Origin of the sequence: Acinetobacter celticus (assembly GCF_001707755.1) — a bacterium.
Classification (GTDB): Bacteria; Pseudomonadota; Gammaproteobacteria; order Pseudomonadales; family Moraxellaceae; genus Acinetobacter; species Acinetobacter celticus.
Genome location: NZ_MBDL01000012.1, coordinates 161,006 through 178,724, shown reverse-complemented (window position 1 = coordinate 178,724; position 17,719 = coordinate 161,006). Strand labels below are relative to the sequence as shown.

The 17,719-nt window shown below is 42.4% G+C and carries 17 protein-coding genes; 10 read left to right on the top strand and 7 right to left on the bottom strand.

Going from position 1 to position 17,719, the window contains the following annotated elements:
- Positions 1-21: 21 nt before the first annotated feature.
- The 6 genes from BBP83_RS13275 to BBP83_RS13250 all read left to right on the top strand — a co-directional run bounded on the left by BBP83_RS13275 (position 22) and on the right by BBP83_RS13250 (position 5,764).
- Positions 22-1,410: an ammonium transporter gene (locus BBP83_RS13275; RefSeq protein ID WP_068889351.1), complete on the top strand. Its 1,389-nt coding sequence runs from the start codon at positions 22-24 to the stop codon at positions 1,408-1,410.
- Between the two features lie 139 nt (positions 1,411-1,549).
- Complete coding sequence (gene nrdR / locus BBP83_RS13270) at positions 1,550-2,008, top strand: transcriptional regulator NrdR (RefSeq protein ID WP_068889349.1); 459 nt, start codon at positions 1,550-1,552, stop codon at positions 2,006-2,008.
- Between the two features lie 37 nt (positions 2,009-2,045).
- Positions 2,046-3,134 (top strand): bifunctional diaminohydroxyphosphoribosylaminopyrimidine deaminase/5-amino-6-(5-phosphoribosylamino)uracil reductase RibD, encoded by a 1,089-nt coding sequence (gene ribD, locus BBP83_RS13265; protein WP_068889347.1) that lies wholly within the window; start codon positions 2,046-2,048, stop codon positions 3,132-3,134.
- Positions 3,131-4,423 carry a DNA adenine methylase gene (locus tag BBP83_RS13260; RefSeq protein ID WP_068889345.1) on the top strand — a complete coding sequence of 431 codons (1,293 nt, stop codon included), beginning with the start codon at positions 3,131-3,133 and terminating at the stop codon, positions 4,421-4,423. The genes ribD and BBP83_RS13260 overlap by 4 nt, the downstream gene beginning before the upstream one ends.
- A 24-nt stretch (positions 4,424-4,447) precedes the next feature.
- Positions 4,448-5,107, top strand: coding sequence for a riboflavin synthase (locus tag BBP83_RS13255; RefSeq protein ID WP_068889343.1), 660 nt, complete (start codon positions 4,448-4,450; stop codon positions 5,105-5,107).
- 111 nt (positions 5,108-5,218) lie between these two features.
- Positions 5,219-5,764, top strand: a complete 546-nt coding sequence (locus BBP83_RS13250) for a VTT domain-containing protein (protein WP_068889341.1) — start codon at positions 5,219-5,221, stop codon at positions 5,762-5,764.
- Positions 5,765-5,986: 222 nt separating this feature from the next.
- On the opposite strand, the gene BBP83_RS13245 is transcribed toward BBP83_RS13250, so the two are convergent.
- The 4 genes from BBP83_RS13245 to BBP83_RS13230 form a co-directional block, all read right to left on the bottom strand.
- A complete protein-coding gene (locus BBP83_RS13245; RefSeq protein WP_068889339.1) occupies positions 5,987-6,205 on the bottom strand; it encodes a hypothetical protein in 219 nt (72 codons plus the stop codon).
- A gap of 118 nt (positions 6,206-6,323) precedes the next feature.
- Positions 6,324-6,971, bottom strand: a complete 648-nt coding sequence (blhA, locus tag BBP83_RS13240; RefSeq protein ID WP_068889337.1) for a cell division protein BlhA — start codon at positions 6,969-6,971, stop codon at positions 6,324-6,326.
- Between the two features lie 23 nt (positions 6,972-6,994).
- Entirely contained in the window at positions 6,995-7,402 is a 408-nt protein-coding gene (locus tag BBP83_RS13235; protein ID WP_068889335.1) for a DNA polymerase III subunit chi, read from the bottom strand.
- Positions 7,395-8,843 (bottom strand): leucyl aminopeptidase, encoded by a 1,449-nt coding sequence (locus BBP83_RS13230; protein ID WP_068889333.1) that lies wholly within the window; start codon positions 8,841-8,843, stop codon positions 7,395-7,397. The genes BBP83_RS13235 and BBP83_RS13230 overlap by 8 nt, the downstream gene beginning before the upstream one ends.
- 159 nt (positions 8,844-9,002) lie before the next feature.
- On the opposite strand from BBP83_RS13230, the gene lptF reads away from it, so the two are divergent.
- The 4 genes from lptF to BBP83_RS13210 all read left to right on the top strand — a co-directional run bounded on the left by lptF (position 9,003) and on the right by BBP83_RS13210 (position 14,037).
- Positions 9,003-10,103 (top strand): LPS export ABC transporter permease LptF, encoded by a 1,101-nt coding sequence (gene lptF, locus BBP83_RS13225; protein WP_068889331.1) that lies wholly within the window; start codon positions 9,003-9,005, stop codon positions 10,101-10,103.
- A gap of 2 nt (positions 10,104-10,105) precedes the next feature.
- Entirely contained in the window at positions 10,106-11,176 is a 1,071-nt protein-coding gene (gene lptG / locus BBP83_RS13220; RefSeq protein ID WP_068889330.1) for an LPS export ABC transporter permease LptG, read from the top strand.
- Positions 11,177-11,298: 122 nt separating this feature from the next.
- Complete coding sequence (gpmI, locus tag BBP83_RS13215; protein WP_068889328.1) at positions 11,299-12,846, top strand: 2,3-bisphosphoglycerate-independent phosphoglycerate mutase; 1,548 nt, start codon at positions 11,299-11,301, stop codon at positions 12,844-12,846.
- An 18-nt stretch (positions 12,847-12,864) separates the two neighbouring features.
- Positions 12,865-14,037 carry a S41 family peptidase gene (locus BBP83_RS13210; protein WP_068889326.1) on the top strand — a complete coding sequence of 391 codons (1,173 nt, stop codon included), beginning with the start codon at positions 12,865-12,867 and terminating at the stop codon, positions 14,035-14,037.
- Positions 14,038-14,052: 15 nt separating this feature from the next.
- Here the strand turns inward: BBP83_RS13210 and BBP83_RS13205 are convergent, their stop codons facing one another.
- Genes BBP83_RS13205 through gacA form a run of 3 tightly spaced genes read right to left on the bottom strand, consistent with a single transcriptional unit; the run spans position 14,053 to position 17,707 of the window.
- Complete coding sequence (locus BBP83_RS13205) at positions 14,053-15,468, bottom strand: sigma-54-dependent transcriptional regulator (RefSeq protein WP_415502419.1); 1,416 nt, start codon at positions 15,466-15,468, stop codon at positions 14,053-14,055.
- 15 nt (positions 15,469-15,483) lie between these two features.
- Complete coding sequence (locus tag BBP83_RS13200) at positions 15,484-17,049, bottom strand: sensor histidine kinase (RefSeq protein WP_068889322.1); 1,566 nt, start codon at positions 17,047-17,049, stop codon at positions 15,484-15,486.
- 22 nt (positions 17,050-17,071) lie between these two features.
- A complete protein-coding gene (gacA, locus tag BBP83_RS13195) occupies positions 17,072-17,707 on the bottom strand; it encodes a response regulator transcription factor GacA (RefSeq protein WP_068889320.1) in 636 nt (211 codons plus the stop codon).
- Between the last annotated feature and the right edge of the window lie 12 nt (positions 17,708-17,719).

Here is a 17,719-nt window from a genome sequence, read left to right as displayed (position 1 = left end):
AAACGAGGTTGGGGGATACGAATGAAAAAAATGCTACTTGCGCTTAGTTTATCTGGCGCACTCTTAGGCGGTTCTGTTACTTGGGCTGAAGAAGCCGTAACAGCGCCAGCCTCCTCAGAAGTCACAGCAGTGACCGTGGTCGATCAAGCTGTTTTAACAGATCCAGCAACAGCAGTTGCCATAGCACCAGAACCTACTACAGAAAAACCAAAATTAGACACAGGTGATACTGCGTGGATTTTAGTATCTACAGCATTGGTTTTGTTAATGACCATTCCCGGTTTAGCCTTGTTCTATGGCGGTATGGTTCGTAAGAAAAACGTTTTAAGTACGATGGCCCATAGCTTTGTTGCTGCCGCAATTGTCAGTATTACATGGGTCGTGATTGGTTATACGTTGGCCTTTGGTGAAGGTAATGCATTTATTGGTGGTCTAGATAAGGTCATGTTGTCAGGCATTACCACCGATGCCTTAACAGGCACTATTCCTGAAATTCTCTTTGTTATTTTCCAAATGACCTTTGCCATCATTACCGTTGCCATTATTACCGGTTCGATTGCTGAGCGGATGAAATTCGGTGCATTTATTGCCTTTATTACGATATGGTCAGTAGTTGTGTATGTACCAATCACGCACTGGGTATGGGGTGGCGGTTGGTTAGGTCAAGATGGCGCATTAGACTTTGCTGGCGGTACTGTAGTTCATATTAACTCGGGTGTGGCAGGCTTAGTGGCTGCTTATATGTTGGGTAAACGTATGGGCTTGGGTCGTGAGTCTATGGCACCGCATAACTTGGCACTGACTGTGATTGGTGCAAGCTTAGTGTGGGTCGGCTGGTTCGGATTTAATGGCGGTTCAGCGTTGGGTGCGAACGGTTCAGCAGGTTATGCTTTAGTGGTCACGCAAGTTGCGGCCGCGGCTGCTGCAGTGGCTTGGCTCATTACTGAAAAAGTAGTCCGTGGTAAATCATCCGTGTTAGGCGGTGCATCGGGTGCAGTTGCTGGTTTGGTGGTGATTACACCTGCAGCTGGTTTTGTGACTGTTGGCGGTGCAATGGCAATGGGCTTAATTGGTGGTGTGGTCTGTTTCTGGGGCATTACAGCACTGAAACGCGCCTTAAAAGCCGATGATTCTTTAGATGCTTTTGGTCTACATGGGGTCGGTGGTATTGTCGGTGCAATCTTAACGGCATTTTTTGCTAGCCCATTTATTATGGGTGACAAAGCGCCAACCGATGTACTGCATCAATTATGGATACAAGTTGAAGGGGTATTGGCAACCATTGCTTATTCAGCAACTCTGACATTCATCATCTTAAAAGTCATTGATTTGGCCATTGGTATTCGTGTTGAATCCGATGATGAACGCATGGGCCTAGATTTAAGCCAACATGGTGAACGTGTCGAATAATAGATGAAAGCAATAATCAATATATTGTGTGAAACAGCCCCAAAGGGCTGTTTTTTTTCCATATGTTGCGTAATGCTCTACAAAGCGCATAATTTTTGCTACACTTTAAATCCATCAAGATTTGTTCAATTAAACCGCTATGCATTGTCCTTTTTGCAACGCCGCTGACAGTAAAGTGATAGATTCGCGCTTGGCCGCAGAAGGTTGCCAAATTCGCCGTCGCCGTGAGTGTATTTGTTGCGGAGAACGGTTTACGACGTTTGAAAGCTATGAGGTTGTTATGCCTCGCGTTATTAAGTCAGATGGTAAAAGTGAACCTTATGATGAAGCCAAATTGCGTCGCTCTTTGATGCATGCTTTACAAAAACGTCCAGTGACTCAAGAGCAAATAGAAACAGTTTTAAGTGATATTCAATTACAAATTCGTCGCTTAGGTGAACGTGATGTGAAATCACGCACTATTGGTGAAATTGTCATGCAATCTTTGTTTGCTTTAGACCATGTGGCTTATGTACGTTTTGCGTCGGTGTATCAGGACTTTCAAGATGTTGAAGCCTTTCGCCGTCAAATTGAGCAAATGCAACAACGTGAACATTAAACTGTTAAAATGAACTATGACGTAATGAGCGCTTTAAATGTCTGAGTTAAGCCAAGACCAAATCTGGATGATGCGTGCCATCGAATTGGCAAAGCTGGGGCAATATTCAACCAAGCCGAATCCGAATGTCGGTTGCGTCATTGTGAAAGATGGACAAATGGTTGGTGAAGGTTTTCATCCTCAAGCGGGTCAGCCTCATGCAGAGGTTTTTGCTATGCGTCAAGCGGGTGAATTGGCCCGTGGAGCAACGGCTTATGTGACGTTGGAACCATGCGCCCATTATGGTCGTACACCACCTTGTGCCAAAGGATTGGTCGAAGCAGGTGTGGGGCGAGTGATTATTGCCTGTCCCGATCCAAATCCATTGGTTGCAGGCAAAGGCGTTCAAATTTTAAAAGATGCAGGCATTGCCGTTGTTGTCGGTATGTGTCAGCAAGAAGCGCATCAATTGAATGTAGGCTTTTTGAAAGCGATGGCGACAGGCCAACCCTATGTACGTTTAAAAATTGCCTCAAGTTTAGATGGGCGCACCGCTATGGCTTCTGGTGAGTCGAAGTGGATTACAGGGTCAGAAGCCCGATTAGATGTACAACATTGGCGTGCAATTTCTGGTGCGGTCATTACTGGTATTGAAACGGTTCTCGCCGATGACTGTCAGCTGAATGTACGTCAATTAAAAAATTTAGATTCTCTTGAACATGTGGTACAACCGAAGCGCGTGATTTTAGATCGCCAAGGTCGCTTAGCATTAAATGCGAAGATTTTATCGAAACCTGATAGTGTGATGGTCATGGGGCCGTTTCGTCAGGAACTGGCAGATTTAGGTATCGTACAATTACAGATTCAGCCTTTAAGCATATTATTACAGACTCTATCTCAGCAATATCAAATATACGATGTGCTGGTGGAAGCAGGCGCAACATTATCTACTGCATTCTTGCAGGAAAATTTAGTTGATGAACTCATTAGCTATGTCGCACCGACATTTTTAGGCCGTTCAGCACGTGCAATGTTGAATGCGGATTTTGACCGTATGGCAGAGCAACTTCGCTTTAAACTCATCGACGTCACTCAAATGGGTGATGATGTGCGCTTAAGGCTCATTCCTTCTCAAGAGACACTATGAATCCAGAGTCTACGGTTTATCATAAACGCCGTCACGCGGCCCGCACGACCGATGAATATTTATTTCATCAGTTGGTTCCGTATTTAGGGAACAAGCGCCGTTTGCTTCATTTGATTTTAGAAGCACTGGAAAGTACGGGAACGTTGAAACGTGAAGATGGTCGCTCGCCGATTTTTGCTGACTTTTTTGCAGGCTCTGGTGTGGTTTCTCGTCTTGCACGTCAAAATGGCTACCGTGTGATTGCCAATGATTGGGAGCCGTATAGTCATGCGTTAAATAGTGCAATTTTATCTTGTGTGGAAGCTCCTGCTTTTAAAGAGTTGGGAGGCTATCAAAAAGCCATTGATTATTTAAACCGTTTGCCCGAAGTTAAAGGCTGGGTGACGCATAATTTATGTCCACGCAATGATGCGGTTTATGATCCTGCCCGTGACCGTTTGTTTTTCAAACGCCGTAATGGCATGCGTATAGATGCAATTCGCCAGCAAATTGCGACATGGCAGGCGCAGGGCGCAATTGATGATGTGGAAATGAGTGCATTGCTGGCGCCATTGTTGTATTCGGCAAGCTTTGTAAGTAATACCAGTGGTGTATTTAAAAGCTTTCACCATGGTTGGGGTGGAAAAACCCAAACCGCCTTAGAGCGTATTGAATCTTTGTTGTGGTTAACCCCTAGTCGGTTTTGTGAAACTGGCGAAGCGAAAAAGCCTGCAGCTGAAGTGTGGTGTGTCGATGCACAGCATCTGGCCAACCAAATGAGTGGATTTGAGGTTGATGTCGCATATTTAGATCCACCGTACAATCAACATGCCTATAGCAGTAATTATCATGTATTAAATGCACTTACGCTGTGGGATCAGAATGATTTACCGACACCTGACACCAAAGGCTTTAAGAGTGGGATTGACCGTGCATGGCGTAAAGAGCGCCCAAGTCCTTATAACTCTTCCAAGCATGCAAAAGCGGCTTATGAAAAATTATTAGAAACAATTAATGCACGATTTATTCTGACCAGTTATTCTACCGACGGCAATATTGAAGCGGCAGATTTGTTGCAAGCCAATTTAAAACGGGGCCGTGTGACCTTATTGACCCAAGATGTGCCACGCTATCGCGTCAGTAAGCAACGCCAGTCAGAACGCGCTCGCGTATTAGAATTTATTGTCATCACGGACACCCATGCTAAATCTGGGCCACCAATTCGTCAGCTTTTAGGACAATTGCATCATTTTGCAGAATTGGGTGGTGTAGATACTACAGGTGTCAGTACACAGTTGGCCCTGTGGTAAACCCTATTTAAATCGAGTACAGCTATGTTTACAGGCATTATTGAAAGTTTAGGCAAAGTTGAAAGCTTACAAAGCGTTGGCGGAGATATTCGTTTACGCATTCAAACCAGTCTAGATATGTCTGATGTGCATTTAGGCGATTCCATTGCAACCAATGGGATTTGTCTGACCGTCGTCGAGTGGGGGAGCAATTGGTATGCTGCTGATGTTTCACGCGAAAGCTTGAATCGGACCACTTTAGCGCAATGGAAAGTTGGTCAAGCGGTGAATGTTGAAAAAGCCATGCTTCCAACCACTCGTTTTGGCGGACATATTGTCAGTGGACATGTCGATGCCGTGGGTGAAATTACAGTGGTACGTGAAGATGCACGCTCACTGTATTTTGAAGTCACCGCACCTGTAGAAATAGCCAAATATTTAGCAGAAAAAGGCTCTGTGACTGTCGATGGAATTAGTCTGACCATTAATCACTTACGTGGAAATATTCTAAGCTTAAATTTAATTCCGCATACGGCTGAACGAACCAATATTGGTTCGTGGAAAACAGGTGCAAAAGTTAACTTAGAAGTCGATATTTTAGCGCGCTATATTGAACGACTATTGTTGGGTGAAAAAGCCGCGCAAGTACCACAACAGTCGAAAATAAGTCTAGATTTTCTTGCAGCAAATGGTTTCTTGAAATAAGCTAAATCGATGATAAAAAAACAGTCTGGTTGAAAAATTAGGCTGTTTTTTTGTTTTTGAGTCATAATGTTTGTTGTAATAGATTTGAACAGATAATTTGGACAGCTGTCGATGATTGATTTTTTAATGAATATTGAGCAATGGTTACCTGTGATGCTGGAACAATATGGCGTATGGATTTACGCTATTTTATTTCTAGTCATTTTTGCAGAAACGGGTTCAGTATTTATGTTCTTTTTGCCGGGAGACAGTTTGCTGATTGCGATTGGCGCACTCTGTTTTACGACAGATGCAGTACATTTGCACTATATGTTTGGTTTGTTGTCTATTGCTTCAATACTGGGCTATACCGTAAATTACTATACGGGAAGTATATTGGGCTTAAAGTTTTTTAATCAGCACTCACGCTATTTTAAGCCAGCCTATATGGTCAAAACCAATCACTATTTTATGAAACATGGCGGAAAAACCATTCTGATGGCACGTTTTGTCCCGTTTGTTCGCTCTTTCGCGCCTTTTGCTGCGGGTTCGGCGCGAATGAATATTGCCGTTTTTACGTTTTATAATGTGGTTGGTGGTCTAATTTGGTTGGGTTTATTACTGGGTATTGGCTATGGACTTGGCCATACGGTTTCGACCGTTGTCGATCTGGTCTAAAACAGCAAAAAAGAATAAAACAACAGAGATTCGTTTGGGACGATTAGGTATTTAAAATGTCCTGTAGATTGATGAAAACCCAAGGTCAAGAATGAGTCTAAGATGATGAACCCAAAGTATTGGGTTTTTATTGTTAAAATTGAATAAAAAATTCAATTACTTAGTGTAAAAAACTCCATTTAAATGAAGCCATAATCATTTTATTGTAAAACGCTCACTATCTTAATGTTTGGTAACCCAAAGTGATGTATTACCAATTGGTATTGATAGATCTGCTGTATGGGTAATGGAAAAGTGACCTTTTTCAGATTCACGACATAGATAAACCGAAATAGATTGAAAATCTGCACGACTGAGCCATAAATTTTGTGCCGTAATTTCCCATTTTTCACCCGCAGGTAAAGCAGAAATAGTCTTGGTAATGCTGTGTAAAATGTCCATCTATTGATGTCCTGATCAAAACGAAAACTTCGTTAATGAAGAGCGTATTCGGTGAAAGACGCTCGAGGAAGATGAACATCGTGCTGCAAAAACATGTCATTTTAATGACAGTGATCTATCAATCTATACTAGGTGAATGATTTTTAGGAGTTTCATTGGAAAAATGAGAGTTTTCTAAAATGTATGCAATTTCTTCTTGCGCTGCAATTTGTAGCTTATGACGGAAGGCAGAAACAGCTTGTTCAATTTGTGTTTCAGCTTCTAATTCTAAACGGATACGCACACTTTCAAGTTCAGACAACATCTCGTGCTCTGCCACCGATAAACCCTTGGCAAAATTGAATGGCGTATTTTCGGGATTTTTATGGTAACGCGCAGTATAGGTGAGGGTGTCTTGGTCAATGGTGTGTCGAATTAAAGCCAGTGTTTTTGCTTGTTCTGCAAATTGGCGCAATTCATCTAGTTTTAACTTTTCTGCAAAGGCGTGCTGTTCGGCACGTTTTTTTTCTAATGCACGTTCGAGGGCTTGTTGCTTTCGAATACGTGCTTCTTCAATGAGCTCAGCTTTGCGTTGCGCATAGGCATCTTCAATACGTTCAAAAGAGATGTTTTGTTGCTTTTGATTGTCGTCTAGCCATTGTTGAATATTGCTGTTGGGTTGTAACACTTCACAGATGCGTCCAAGGTCATCAATAAAGGTCTGACGTACAGCATCAGGCACGTTTAACCAGCGCTGTTTAAAATCTGGACCAACATTTAATGCCACTGTAGCATCTCCTTATATTTGAATTAGAGCTTGAAGGTCTGAGGTTCAATACCCCAACGACGATATTGTTTAAATTTATCACGACCCACTATTTTAGCAGGTTCATTATTTTCAATAATTTCGATAATGTGACTAAATTTTGCATACTGTTCAAGAGCTTGATTGTTAAAATTAAAGACAATCCAGTCCACTTGTTCAGGTAAGTGTGCAGAAATACAGACAGAAGCTTCTGGCTGATCAATTCCATGTGGAATAAAGCCAGTTGCATCAAAGCTCCAGAGTTGTTCATCCAACTGCTGTCGTAAGTCTGCATCTTGGCACCACAACCAAATGCGTGCGGGTTGACGCAGAATTTTACGACATAAACGACAAGTACTTTCTACTTGCCGTTCAGGGCTTTTTTCAAACAGATAAAAGCTGATTTTAGCCATTTGCTTGCGCACGATTAATCAGAAATTGCATCAATAGAGGGACAGGACGACCTGTTGCGCCTTTGTTTGCACCAGAATTCCATGCGGTACCTGCAATGTCTAAATGCGCCCAACGGTATTCACGAGTAAAACGTTGTAAGAAACACGCCGCAGTGACTGCACCTGCTTTTGGGCCACCAATATTGGCAATATCTGCAAATGGAGAATCCAGTTGTTCTTGGTAGTCTTCAATCACTGGCATGCGCCACACACGGTCAAAAGATGTTTGACCTGCAAGGCTCAACTCGGTTGCCAATTCTTCATCGGGGGTGAACATGCCTGTCAGCACTGAACCTAAAGCGACAACGCAAGCACCTGTTAAGGTTGCAATATCAATGACCAAGGCAGGGTTAAAGCGTTTGACATACGTCAGCGTATCGCAGAGCACCAAACGGCCTTCGGCATCGGTATTTAGAATTTCTACCGTTTGTCCACTCATGGTGGTGACAATATCGCCCGGACGGGTTGCACCACCCGATGGCATATTCTCTGCCGCTGCAATAGCACCGACCACATGAATAGGCAGTTTAGATTCGCATAAGGCGCGTAAGGTGCCCAATACAGACGCAGAACCACACATATCGTATTTCATTTCATCCATGCCTGCGCCCGGTTTTAAAGAAATACCACCCGTATCAAAAGTCACGCCTTTACCGACCAATACGACAGGTGCTTCAGAACGATGGGCTTGATATTCAAGGGTGATAATACGACCCGGACGGTCAGAACCTTTGCTTACTGCAAGGAAAGCGCCCATACCCAGATCAGCCATTTGCTGTTCATCAAGTACCGTGACTTTGAGCAAGTCGGGAAATTCAGCCTCTAAAGCCAAAGCTTGTTCAGCTAAATATTCAGGAAAACAAATATTGCCAGGACGGTTGCCCAAGTCACGAGTGTAATTTTGACCATTTTGAATGGCGCTGATTAACTGTAATTGTTGTTCCGTTAAGACACTTTGCGTCGCAATAAAATTCACTTGCTGTAGTGCAAACTCATTCTTTTTCGATTTATATTCATCAAAGGCATAGCTTGCTTGAGTCAGACTTAATGCAAATAAGTAATGTAATTCTTGCGGTAGTGTGGAAATATCAATACTGATTTGTTGGAATTTTTTTTGTGACGCTTTAATAATTGTTTGTGCAATTTTTGCGAGTTTCGCGGGCTGAAGCTCTTCAGCTTTGCCGATTCCGACCAGTGTTGTATTGCCACAGGCTTTCACTGTACCAATTAATGTTAAGGTTTCATTGAGTCCTGCTTTAAATTGAACAGCTTCAATTGTTTTATCTAAATCATTGATTTGATATGAATCTGCAGTATTTTGAACATGCTCAGAATCTACTAATATCAACAAAGATTGGCTAGACGCATTTGCTTGGAATGACGTATTAATCGTAAGTTTCATAGACGGTATTCGTGCCTTTTAGAATTTGCAAACCATTAAACCATTGAAACATTTTCATGAATAGGATTTCAATGTGCAACAAGGCTAAAGGTTTTTTATTTTCAGCATTCGGGTAAACTATCGCTAGGTTTTATTCCCTATTATTTTGGAAGAATTAATTTGATTATTCGGCGTTATCTGGTCAAGCAAGTTGTTTCGACATCTTTGGTTGTGATTGCCTTATTGACCTTGATCATGATGGGTGGCCGACTGATCAAGTATTTTGGTGTGGCAGCACAGGGCCGTTTAGATGCGAGTATTTTGTTCAGCATTATTGGCTACCGTTTGCCAGAGTTCTTAACTTTAATTCTTCCTCTTGGTTTTTTTATTGGTTTAATGCTGGTTTTTGGTCGAATGTATGTCGACCACGAAATGGCCGTCATGAATGGCAGTGGGGTTAGTCGTCACCAGTTGGCACGCCTATTGATTCCAATGTCCTTGGTGTTTTTAGTCGCTCAAGGCTGTTTAATGTTATGGGCATCGCCATGGGGCCTTCGACAGTATGAGGCTTTGGCGACAAGTCAGGCCGTGCGTACAGGTTTTGATTTGGTCCGACCGAAAGAATTTATTTCCGCTGGACGCTATACAATTTATGCAGGTGATTTATCTGAAGACCGCAGAAATCTGAAAGATATTTTTGTGTATGAACGCGCAAAAAGTGAAGGTAAACCTGACGTTATTATTTTGGCGAAAGAAGCAACTCGAGTTGAAATGCAGAATGATACGGCCAGTGTGGTCGATTTAACTGAAGGTCGCCGTTATGAAATTTACCCAAACCAACCACGCTATTCACAGGCTGAATTTCAAAGCTACCGTTTACGCTTAGAAAGTAATGCTGAAGCGAAGTTTGAAAGTACGGAAGTCGAAGCTTTGCCGACTTCAAAGCTATGGAGTAACCGTGCGGATCCTGTGGTTGCCAGTGAATTGGGTTGGCGATTTTTTGTACCTTTCACCATTCTTGTGGCGTTAATGTTGTCTGTTGCACTGTCGGAAGTTAGCCCCCGTCAAGGACGTTATTTAAAACTGTTTCCTGCATTATTAATTTTTGCCAGTTTAATTGTGGCATTAATGGCGGTAAAAACCCGTATTTCTAAAGGTGAAATGACCGTTTGGATTTATCCGACTATTTTAGTGATTTATGGTATCGCTGCGATGTTGTTCTCACGCAAACAGAAATTGGCACCAAAAATTAAAAAACAAATTCAGCGAGTGAGGTCTTAACAATGTTAGCGCGCCGTATTATTGCCAAACATGTGACCAAAACCACTGTACTCGCGATGCTGGGTGCAACTGCGGTCTTATCTGGTTTACAGGTGCTGTTCACCTATTTGGGTGAATTGGGTGCACTTAAAGATGGCTATGGTGCATGGGATGCGTTCCTCTATGTACTGTGGGGCGCACCGAAGGCGCTGTATGAAATTTTGCCTATTTCTGCGTTAATTGGCGCAGTTCTTGGGTTGGGTACCTTGGCTTCTAGCAGTGAACTGATTGTCATGCGCTCGGCAGGGATTAGCCTCTGGCGTATTGTTGGTTGGGTTGTGCGCTCTGCATTGGTTTTGGTGATTTTATCTTTTGCTTTAAGTGAATGGGTGATTCCATATACCAATGAAAAAGCTGATAGCGTAAAGAGTCACCGCACTACAGCAGAACTGGGCGAAGTAAAAGGGTATTGGACGCGTGAAGGGCAACGGTTTATTTATATCGACTATGCCAATTCACAAGGACAATTGAAAAATGTGCAAGTGGTCGATTTTGATCAAAGCTATCATTTACGTGGGACATTAAATGCAGAACAAGGCCAGTTTGTTTCAGATGGTAGTTGGTCACTGCAAAATGCCAAACAAGTGGATATTTTGAACAATGGCGATGCCATTTTAGAATCCAATAAGACCCTTCCTTTAGCCTTGGCCTTGCAACCAAAATATGTGCATATGGTGACTGTTGATCCGGAAGATTTATCACCCAGTCAGTTGGTGAGCTTCATGAGCTATTTAGATGAATATAGCCAAGTGCCGAAAACCTATCAGCTGGCCTTTTGGCAAAAATTGGTTTCGCCATTGGCCTTGATCGCTTTAGTGGTGATTGCTTGTTCCTTTATCTTTGGCCCTTTGCGCCAACAATCAATGGGCTTTCGCTTGGTGATTGCGCTCTTTACGGGTTTAGGTTTTTTCTATTTACAGGACTTTTTGGGTTATGCCAGTTTGGTGTATTCGCCATCACCTGCGTGGTTCGTTTTTGTACCTATTGTGCTAATTTTTATGGCAGGTGGTTATTTACTACAGCGTGCCAGATAAGCGGACAATATCGAGAAAAACTATGTCCCTGAACAGTATTAACACTGTGGGGAACATAGAGTCTTAACCGAAAATTCGGTAAGATAGTGTGATTAATATATAGACCTGAAGAGTGTGTAAGAATGACGGATGCAGTTGCTGGAAAAATCCCTCACGTTTTAGTGATTATGGATGGTGTGGGACATCGTGAAGAGCTGAAAGATAATGCTTTTTTAGCGGCAAAACGCCCTAACTTAACAGCGATGGAAGCAAAGCATCCGCATGGTTTAATTTCGGGTTCAGGTGAAGATGTTGGCTTGCCAGATGGCCAAATGGGTAACTCTGAAGTGGGGCATATGAATCTAGGTGCAGGCCGTGTGCTATATCAAGATTTTACCCGCATTACCAAAGATATTCGTACAGGTGCTTTTTTTGAGCATGAAGTGCTGATTGATGCTGTCGAAAAAGCCAAAACCGCGCAAGGTGCGGTACACATCTTAGGTTTGCTCTCACAAGGTGGTGTGCATTCACATGAAGACCAAATTGTGGCTATGGCAGAGCTGGCGCTAAAACGTGGTGCAACCGTGTATTTGCATGCATTTTTAGATGGTCGTGATACGCCACCAAAAAGTGCGCAGCCATCATTAGAAAAATTAGACGCATTGTTTGCGCAATATCCAGGTCAAGGCCGTATTGCCACGATGATTGGTCGCTATTTCGCGATGGATCGTGATAACCGTTGGGATCGTGTGGAACAAGCCTATCGTTTGCTGACTGAAGGTGAAGCCACGCGTCAGGTTGCAACGGCTGTTGAGGGCTTAGAACAGGCCTACCTTGCCAATGAAAGCGATGAGTTTGTTAAAGCCACGCGTATTGGCGATATGGCTAAAATTCAAGATGGCGACAGCGTTGTATTTATGAATTTCCGTGCCGACCGTGCGCGTGAAATTACCAAAGCCTTTGTAGAAAAAGACTTTGCAGGATTTGAGCGTAAAGTGGTTCCTGCCTTGTCTAAATTTGTCATGTTGACCCGCTATCAAGCCACTATTGATGCGCCTGTGGCTTATATGCCAGAAGCTTTGGTGAATTCATTAGGTGAATATTTATCAGACTTGGGGAAAACTCAACTACGAATTGCTGAAACAGAAAAATATGCTCACGTAACTTTCTTCTTTAGCGGTGGCCGTGAAGATGAATATCCGGGTGAAAAGCGTATTTTAATTCCATCACCGAATGTCGCAACTTACGATTTAAAGCCAGAAATGAGCGCTTATGAAGTGACGGATGAACTGGTGGCAGCCATTAATTCAGGCGAGTTTGACTTGTTGGTGGTGAACTTTGCCAATGGCGATATGGTCGGACATACAGGTGTATTTGATGCGGCAGTTAAAGCCGTTGAAGCGGTAGATACATGCTTAGGCCGGGTTTATGATGCAGTGATGGCTCAAAAAGGTCATATGTTAATTACTGCCGATCATGGTAATGTGGAACAGATGCAAGATTACGTGAGTGGTCAGGTGCATACACAGCATACAACCGAGCTTGTGCCGTTTATTTATGTAGGCCCGACGTCTGCAACTATTGCAGAAGGTGGCGTACTGGCAGATGTTGCACCGACATTATTGAGCTTAATGAATCTTCCTGTTCCAGCAGAAATGCAGGGGCGTAATTTGGTTCATTTAGACGCTTAAAGAAATAAGGATAAAAGCATGGCGAAGGCACATTGGACGACTGCGGTACTTTTCACCACACTCATGTGCTCAAGCCATTTTGCATGGGGAGCAGGAAAAATACCTGCTTCCGATGAGTTTGATGGGGATTACGAGGCCAGCTACCAAGAAGTTCCTGTCGAATCCATTCAACAATTTGTTCAAATATACGGCATTGTTAAAGACAATTATGTCAAAGAAAAGAATGACGATGACCTGTTCCAACAAGCAATTAAAGGCTTAGTCAGCGGGCTAGACCGCTATTCGAGATATCTTTCTCCTGAAGAATACAAACAATTATTGCAATATACCGAAGGCGATTTAGCCTCTGTCGATTTTAATTTACGTTTTGATCCTACCATGCAACATTGGGTAATTCAGCATTTAAAACCCGACGCAGACTCTGCTAAATTAGGTTTGAAAAATGGTATGACGGTTTATAAACTTGAAGATCAGGAACTTAAAAAACTCAATCAAGACCAAGTGAAGCACCTATTAGATGGTGCAATTGGGTCGACACTGAGCGTACAGTTATCTGCTAATAGTGCTGAAATGAGTGTGGTTCGTAATACAAAAATTGAAACAGATATCGAATCTAGATTGTTGAATAATCAAGTTCTGGTCGTGCATGTTAAGGTTTTTCAGCAAGATACCGCCAATGAAATTAAACGCATTATTGAAAGTCACGCCACATCTAAACTAAAAGCAGTGCTGATTGACTTGCGCAATAACCCAGGGGGCTTGTTGTCGGCTGCAGTTGAATCTGCCGATTTATTTTTGAATCAGGGTGTGATTGTGTCGACCCAAAGTCGCTCTGAAGGCGATCAACAGTTTCAAGCCTTACCAAGTTTTGAATTTCAAAATTTGAAAGTGGGTATTTTAATTAATCATCGTTCAGCTTCAGCGGCTGAAGTCTTTACCGCTGCCATGAAAGAGCATGGCCGTGCATGGGTGGCGGGTGAAAAAAGCTATGGTAAAGGGGTGGTACAGAAACTATTTCCCCTAAGTAATGGTTCAGCTTTGCAAATGACAGTGTCGCAGTATTACACCCCAAAGGGTCATATGATTGATGGTATTGGGGTGCAACCCAATTTAAATTTCCCACTCCCGCATGATCTGCGGGAGGAAAGTTATATTGAACATATTACAGATGTGTTGTTAACACAAAAATAACATCAAATATTCAATTTAGTCTTCGTCTGTATCCAAGCCAAATTTTTTCAAACGATAGCGTAACGATCTAAACGACATTCCCAGTTTTTTAGCCGCAACTGTTCTATTCCAATGCGTTAAATTAAGCGCATTTAATAGAATTTCCTTTTCAATTTTCTCAAGGTGAATTTCCAGACCTTCTTCAGGTAATTTTTTCAGATTGATTTCTGGCTCAGAAAAAGGCGTGGTTGGCGCTTCCGAACTAGTTACTGTCGGTTGTTGCATGGCTTGGCGCTGTGGAGCACTGTAGAGCTGTGGTAGATCAATTTGATCATCATCACTCAGCGTCATGGCACGTTCAATAATATTGCGTAACTCACGGACATTACCTGGGTAATATTGTGCTGTTAGAAATTCTTGTGCGCGGGTCGTCAATTGTTTGGCAGAAATACCCCATTCGGTACTAATTTTCTGAATAAAATGCTGTGCCAGTAATAAAATATCATCACCGCGTTCACGTAGTGGGGGCAAAATTAAATCCATGACATGAATGCGGAAAAATAAATCTTGTCGGAAGCGCCCTTGTTGTATCAATGCTTCTAGGTCTTGATGACTGGCACTAATCACGCGAAAATCGACATCAATTTCGGCATCTGAACCGACGGGGCGAATGCGTTTTTCCTGTACCGCACGTAACAGTTTGACCTGCATACTTAAGGGAAGTTCTGCAATTTCATCTAAAAATAAGCTACCGCCATGGGCAGATTGAATGAGGCCTTGTTTGTCTTGTGTTGCCCCAGTAAAACTGCCTTTTTTGTGTCCAAAAAGCTCACTTTCCATGAGTTCTGTTGGAATTGCCCCACAGTTAATGGCAATAAAAGGGCCTTCATTACGGTTACTAAGCCTGTGAACCAAATTGGCAATCACTTCCTTGCCTGTACCAGACTCGCCTGTAATAAAGACCGGCGCTTGAGAGCGGGCAATTTTTCGAAGGGTGACACGCAGTTGCTGAATCGGTTTCGACTGACCAATCAGCATTTTATATTCTAAGCTGTCGGCTTGTGGTTGCGCTGTGTCAGTTGGCTTGTTGAGTGCTTTTTGTAGAAGTTGCTCTAAGTGTTTCGGATTTACAGGTTTGCTGACAAAATCAAAGGCACCTGCTTTTAAGGCCGCAATGGCAATTTCCATATTGCCATAAGCCGTGAGCACTGCAACGGGTAAGCCTGAGCAATGCAGGTTAATCCATTCCAATAGTTGTAGGCCATTGCCATCTGGTAAATTTAAATCAGTTAAGCACGCATCATATTGATGTTCAGTCAGAGACTTTTTTGCATCATTTAAGCAATGTGCGCTATGGGTGTCGATGCCCATGCGTGACAATGACATCTGCATCAGTAAGCATAAATCTTCTTCGTCATCTACCAGTAATACCAGTGGCCGTTTTTCCACAATTTCACCCCAAAAAAATTAAAGCACTGCACGTTGACAGCTGAGTCGGAAACAGGCGCCTCGTTGTTGTTCTACATACGTGAGTTGCGCCTGATTCGCCTCACAAAAGCTGTGTGCAAGGTATAATCCTAAACCAGTTCCAGTAATTTCGGTACTGAAAAAAGGCTGAAATAATGAAGCTTGATGCTGAATCGCAACCCCTTGGCCAAAATCACGAACATCTAGCCACATTTTTTGCTCATGCGGATAAATATTGACTTCAATATGTGGCATATCAATATCATTATGGCGTATGGCATTGCGGATTAAATTAATCAGTACTTGGCGAAGCTGGGCTTCATCAAAATAAATGCAGCAGTCTGTTTGTATATTCAGTTGGATTTTATTTCGAATATCGGCCAAATCTTCTTGAATCAATTGGGGAATAAACTGATTTAAACGTAACAAGACGGTATGGGTTTCTTTGTTTTTCACCATATTTAGGGTGTCTTGAATAATACTGTCAATTCGTTTGGCTTGTTTTGCAATCATGGTACTGAGCAATTGTTGTTGCTCAGGTTCACTGTCAGTACGTAAATCATTGGCTTGTACAATAGCGGCTAAGGGATTACGAATTTCATGGGCAATACTGGCAGACAGTTGCCCTAAAGCGGCCAATTTTAATTGTTGTACATGCTGATTGAGTTTTTCAGCATCTTGCAGCACCAATAAAGTTAAGGTCTGCTGTGGCACATTCAGTTTTTGTACATGCACATGAATATAGTAGCGACTTTGTTGCGACTTAAACTGAAATTTTTCACCATTTTGCAGGTCTTCAAATTTGAGCAGTTCAAATAAGTCTGCCTGTGTTTTGTACAGTGGATATTTGTCATGGCTATAACTTGCGGGAATGCCCAATAACGAACAGGCCGCAGGATTGCTGAGTACGACATGACAATTTTCATCTAAAACCAAATAACCTGTGTCAATTTGTTCCAAAATATAGCGGTTAATATTCTGTAAACGGTTCAATTCAATAGATTGAGAAAAATTTAAATTTTCAAGAATTTGGAAACGCCGAACAGCAATTTGTCCGCTGCCGTAAACCACAAAAAATAGAAAGGCCAGTAAGGCACTATTGCCAATATTTTTTAAAGAGGCAATGTCTAAAATTGAGCCTAAAAAGAGTTGATAGATGACGCTGATAACAGCAACTAAGGTAATGACTAAGGCTTTTTGTGCATTCAGGAGTAACGACGCAGCAAAAATTGTAATCACAAAGAGCAGGCTTAAATTGAGGTTTGGGCCATCAAGTGCCAAGGTCAATAAACTTAAAGCAGTCACATCTGCAAAAAAAATCAATACCAACTGTTTAGAGATGGAAGAGGGAATTTTCTTGATGATAAAAAACTGGAGGCTACTAAGGATGACGTACACCGTCATCACATAAAGATATAGCCTTGGATATTGATATTCTGTTGCCAGTTTGGAATACGTGGTCAGAAAAATCATCAGCATACAAAAGCTGATAATAAAGCGATAAGCGCTATACCAAATACCCAAATGGTATTGATTTAACTCTGAGTGATTGGAGCGCTGAGTCATATAGCTTACACAGTGGTTTGGCTTAAGGTTTAATTAATCCATAGCGGATGGCCAAATGCGTTAATTTAACATCACTGTCCAGATTGAGTTTTTCAAAAATACGATAGCGGTAGGTGTTGACTGTTTTTACACTCACAAATAATTTATCTGCAATTTCTTGAGCGCTAATACAGTTGACCACCATCATGGCAACTTGCATTTCGCGTTCAGACAGGGCATCAAAAGGAGATTGTTGCGTATCGGATAAATAAGAGCTGGCCAATTGTTCAGCAATATCGGCGCTAAAATATTTTCCGCCTTGCATGACTTTATTAATGGCGCGAACCATTTCAGTTACAGGTGCGCCTTTGGTGATATAGCCTTTAGCACCAGCTTTTAACAGTAATGATGGGTAAGGTTCTTCTGCCAAACCACTGACTGCCAGTACTTTGGTTTCAGGCGCGCTTTGTAATAAGCGTCGTGTGGTTTCTACACCACCAATTCCTGGCATATTGACATCTAAAAGGACCACATTGGGGTGATGCTGTCGGACGAGGGCAATTGCATCTTCACCAGATTCAGCTTGACCAATAACCTGAATATCTGCATGGTCTTCGAGCATTCTACAAATACCCGTACGCACCAATTCATGGTCATCTACCACTAAAACTGTGATCACCTGTATTCTCCC

Coding starts and splice junctions, on each gene's coding strand:
- BBP83_RS13275 (WP_068889351.1), top strand. CDS start 22: ATGAAAAAAATGCTACTTGCGCTTAGTTTATCTGGCGCACTCTTAGGC.
- nrdR (WP_068889349.1), top strand. CDS start 1,550: ATGCATTGTCCTTTTTGCAACGCCGCTGACAGTAAAGTGATAGATTCG.
- ribD (WP_068889347.1), top strand. CDS start 2,046: ATGTCTGAGTTAAGCCAAGACCAAATCTGGATGATGCGTGCCATCGAA.
- BBP83_RS13260 (WP_068889345.1), top strand. CDS start 3,131: ATGAATCCAGAGTCTACGGTTTATCATAAACGCCGTCACGCGGCCCGC.
- BBP83_RS13255 (WP_068889343.1), top strand. CDS start 4,448: ATGTTTACAGGCATTATTGAAAGTTTAGGCAAAGTTGAAAGCTTACAA.
- BBP83_RS13250 (WP_068889341.1), top strand. CDS start 5,219: ATGATTGATTTTTTAATGAATATTGAGCAATGGTTACCTGTGATGCTG.
- BBP83_RS13245 (WP_068889339.1), bottom strand. CDS start 6,205: ATGGACATTTTACACAGCATTACCAAGACTATTTCTGCTTTACCTGCG.
- BBP83_RS13235 (WP_068889335.1), bottom strand. CDS start 7,402: ATGGCTAAAATCAGCTTTTATCTGTTTGAAAAAAGCCCTGAACGGCAA.
- BBP83_RS13230 (WP_068889333.1), bottom strand. CDS start 8,843: ATGAAACTTACGATTAATACGTCATTCCAAGCAAATGCGTCTAGCCAA.
- lptG (WP_068889330.1), top strand. CDS start 10,106: ATGTTAGCGCGCCGTATTATTGCCAAACATGTGACCAAAACCACTGTA.
- gpmI (WP_068889328.1), top strand. CDS start 11,299: ATGACGGATGCAGTTGCTGGAAAAATCCCTCACGTTTTAGTGATTATG.
- BBP83_RS13210 (WP_068889326.1), top strand. CDS start 12,865: ATGGCGAAGGCACATTGGACGACTGCGGTACTTTTCACCACACTCATG.
- BBP83_RS13200 (WP_068889322.1), bottom strand. CDS start 17,049: ATGACTCAGCGCTCCAATCACTCAGAGTTAAATCAATACCATTTGGGT.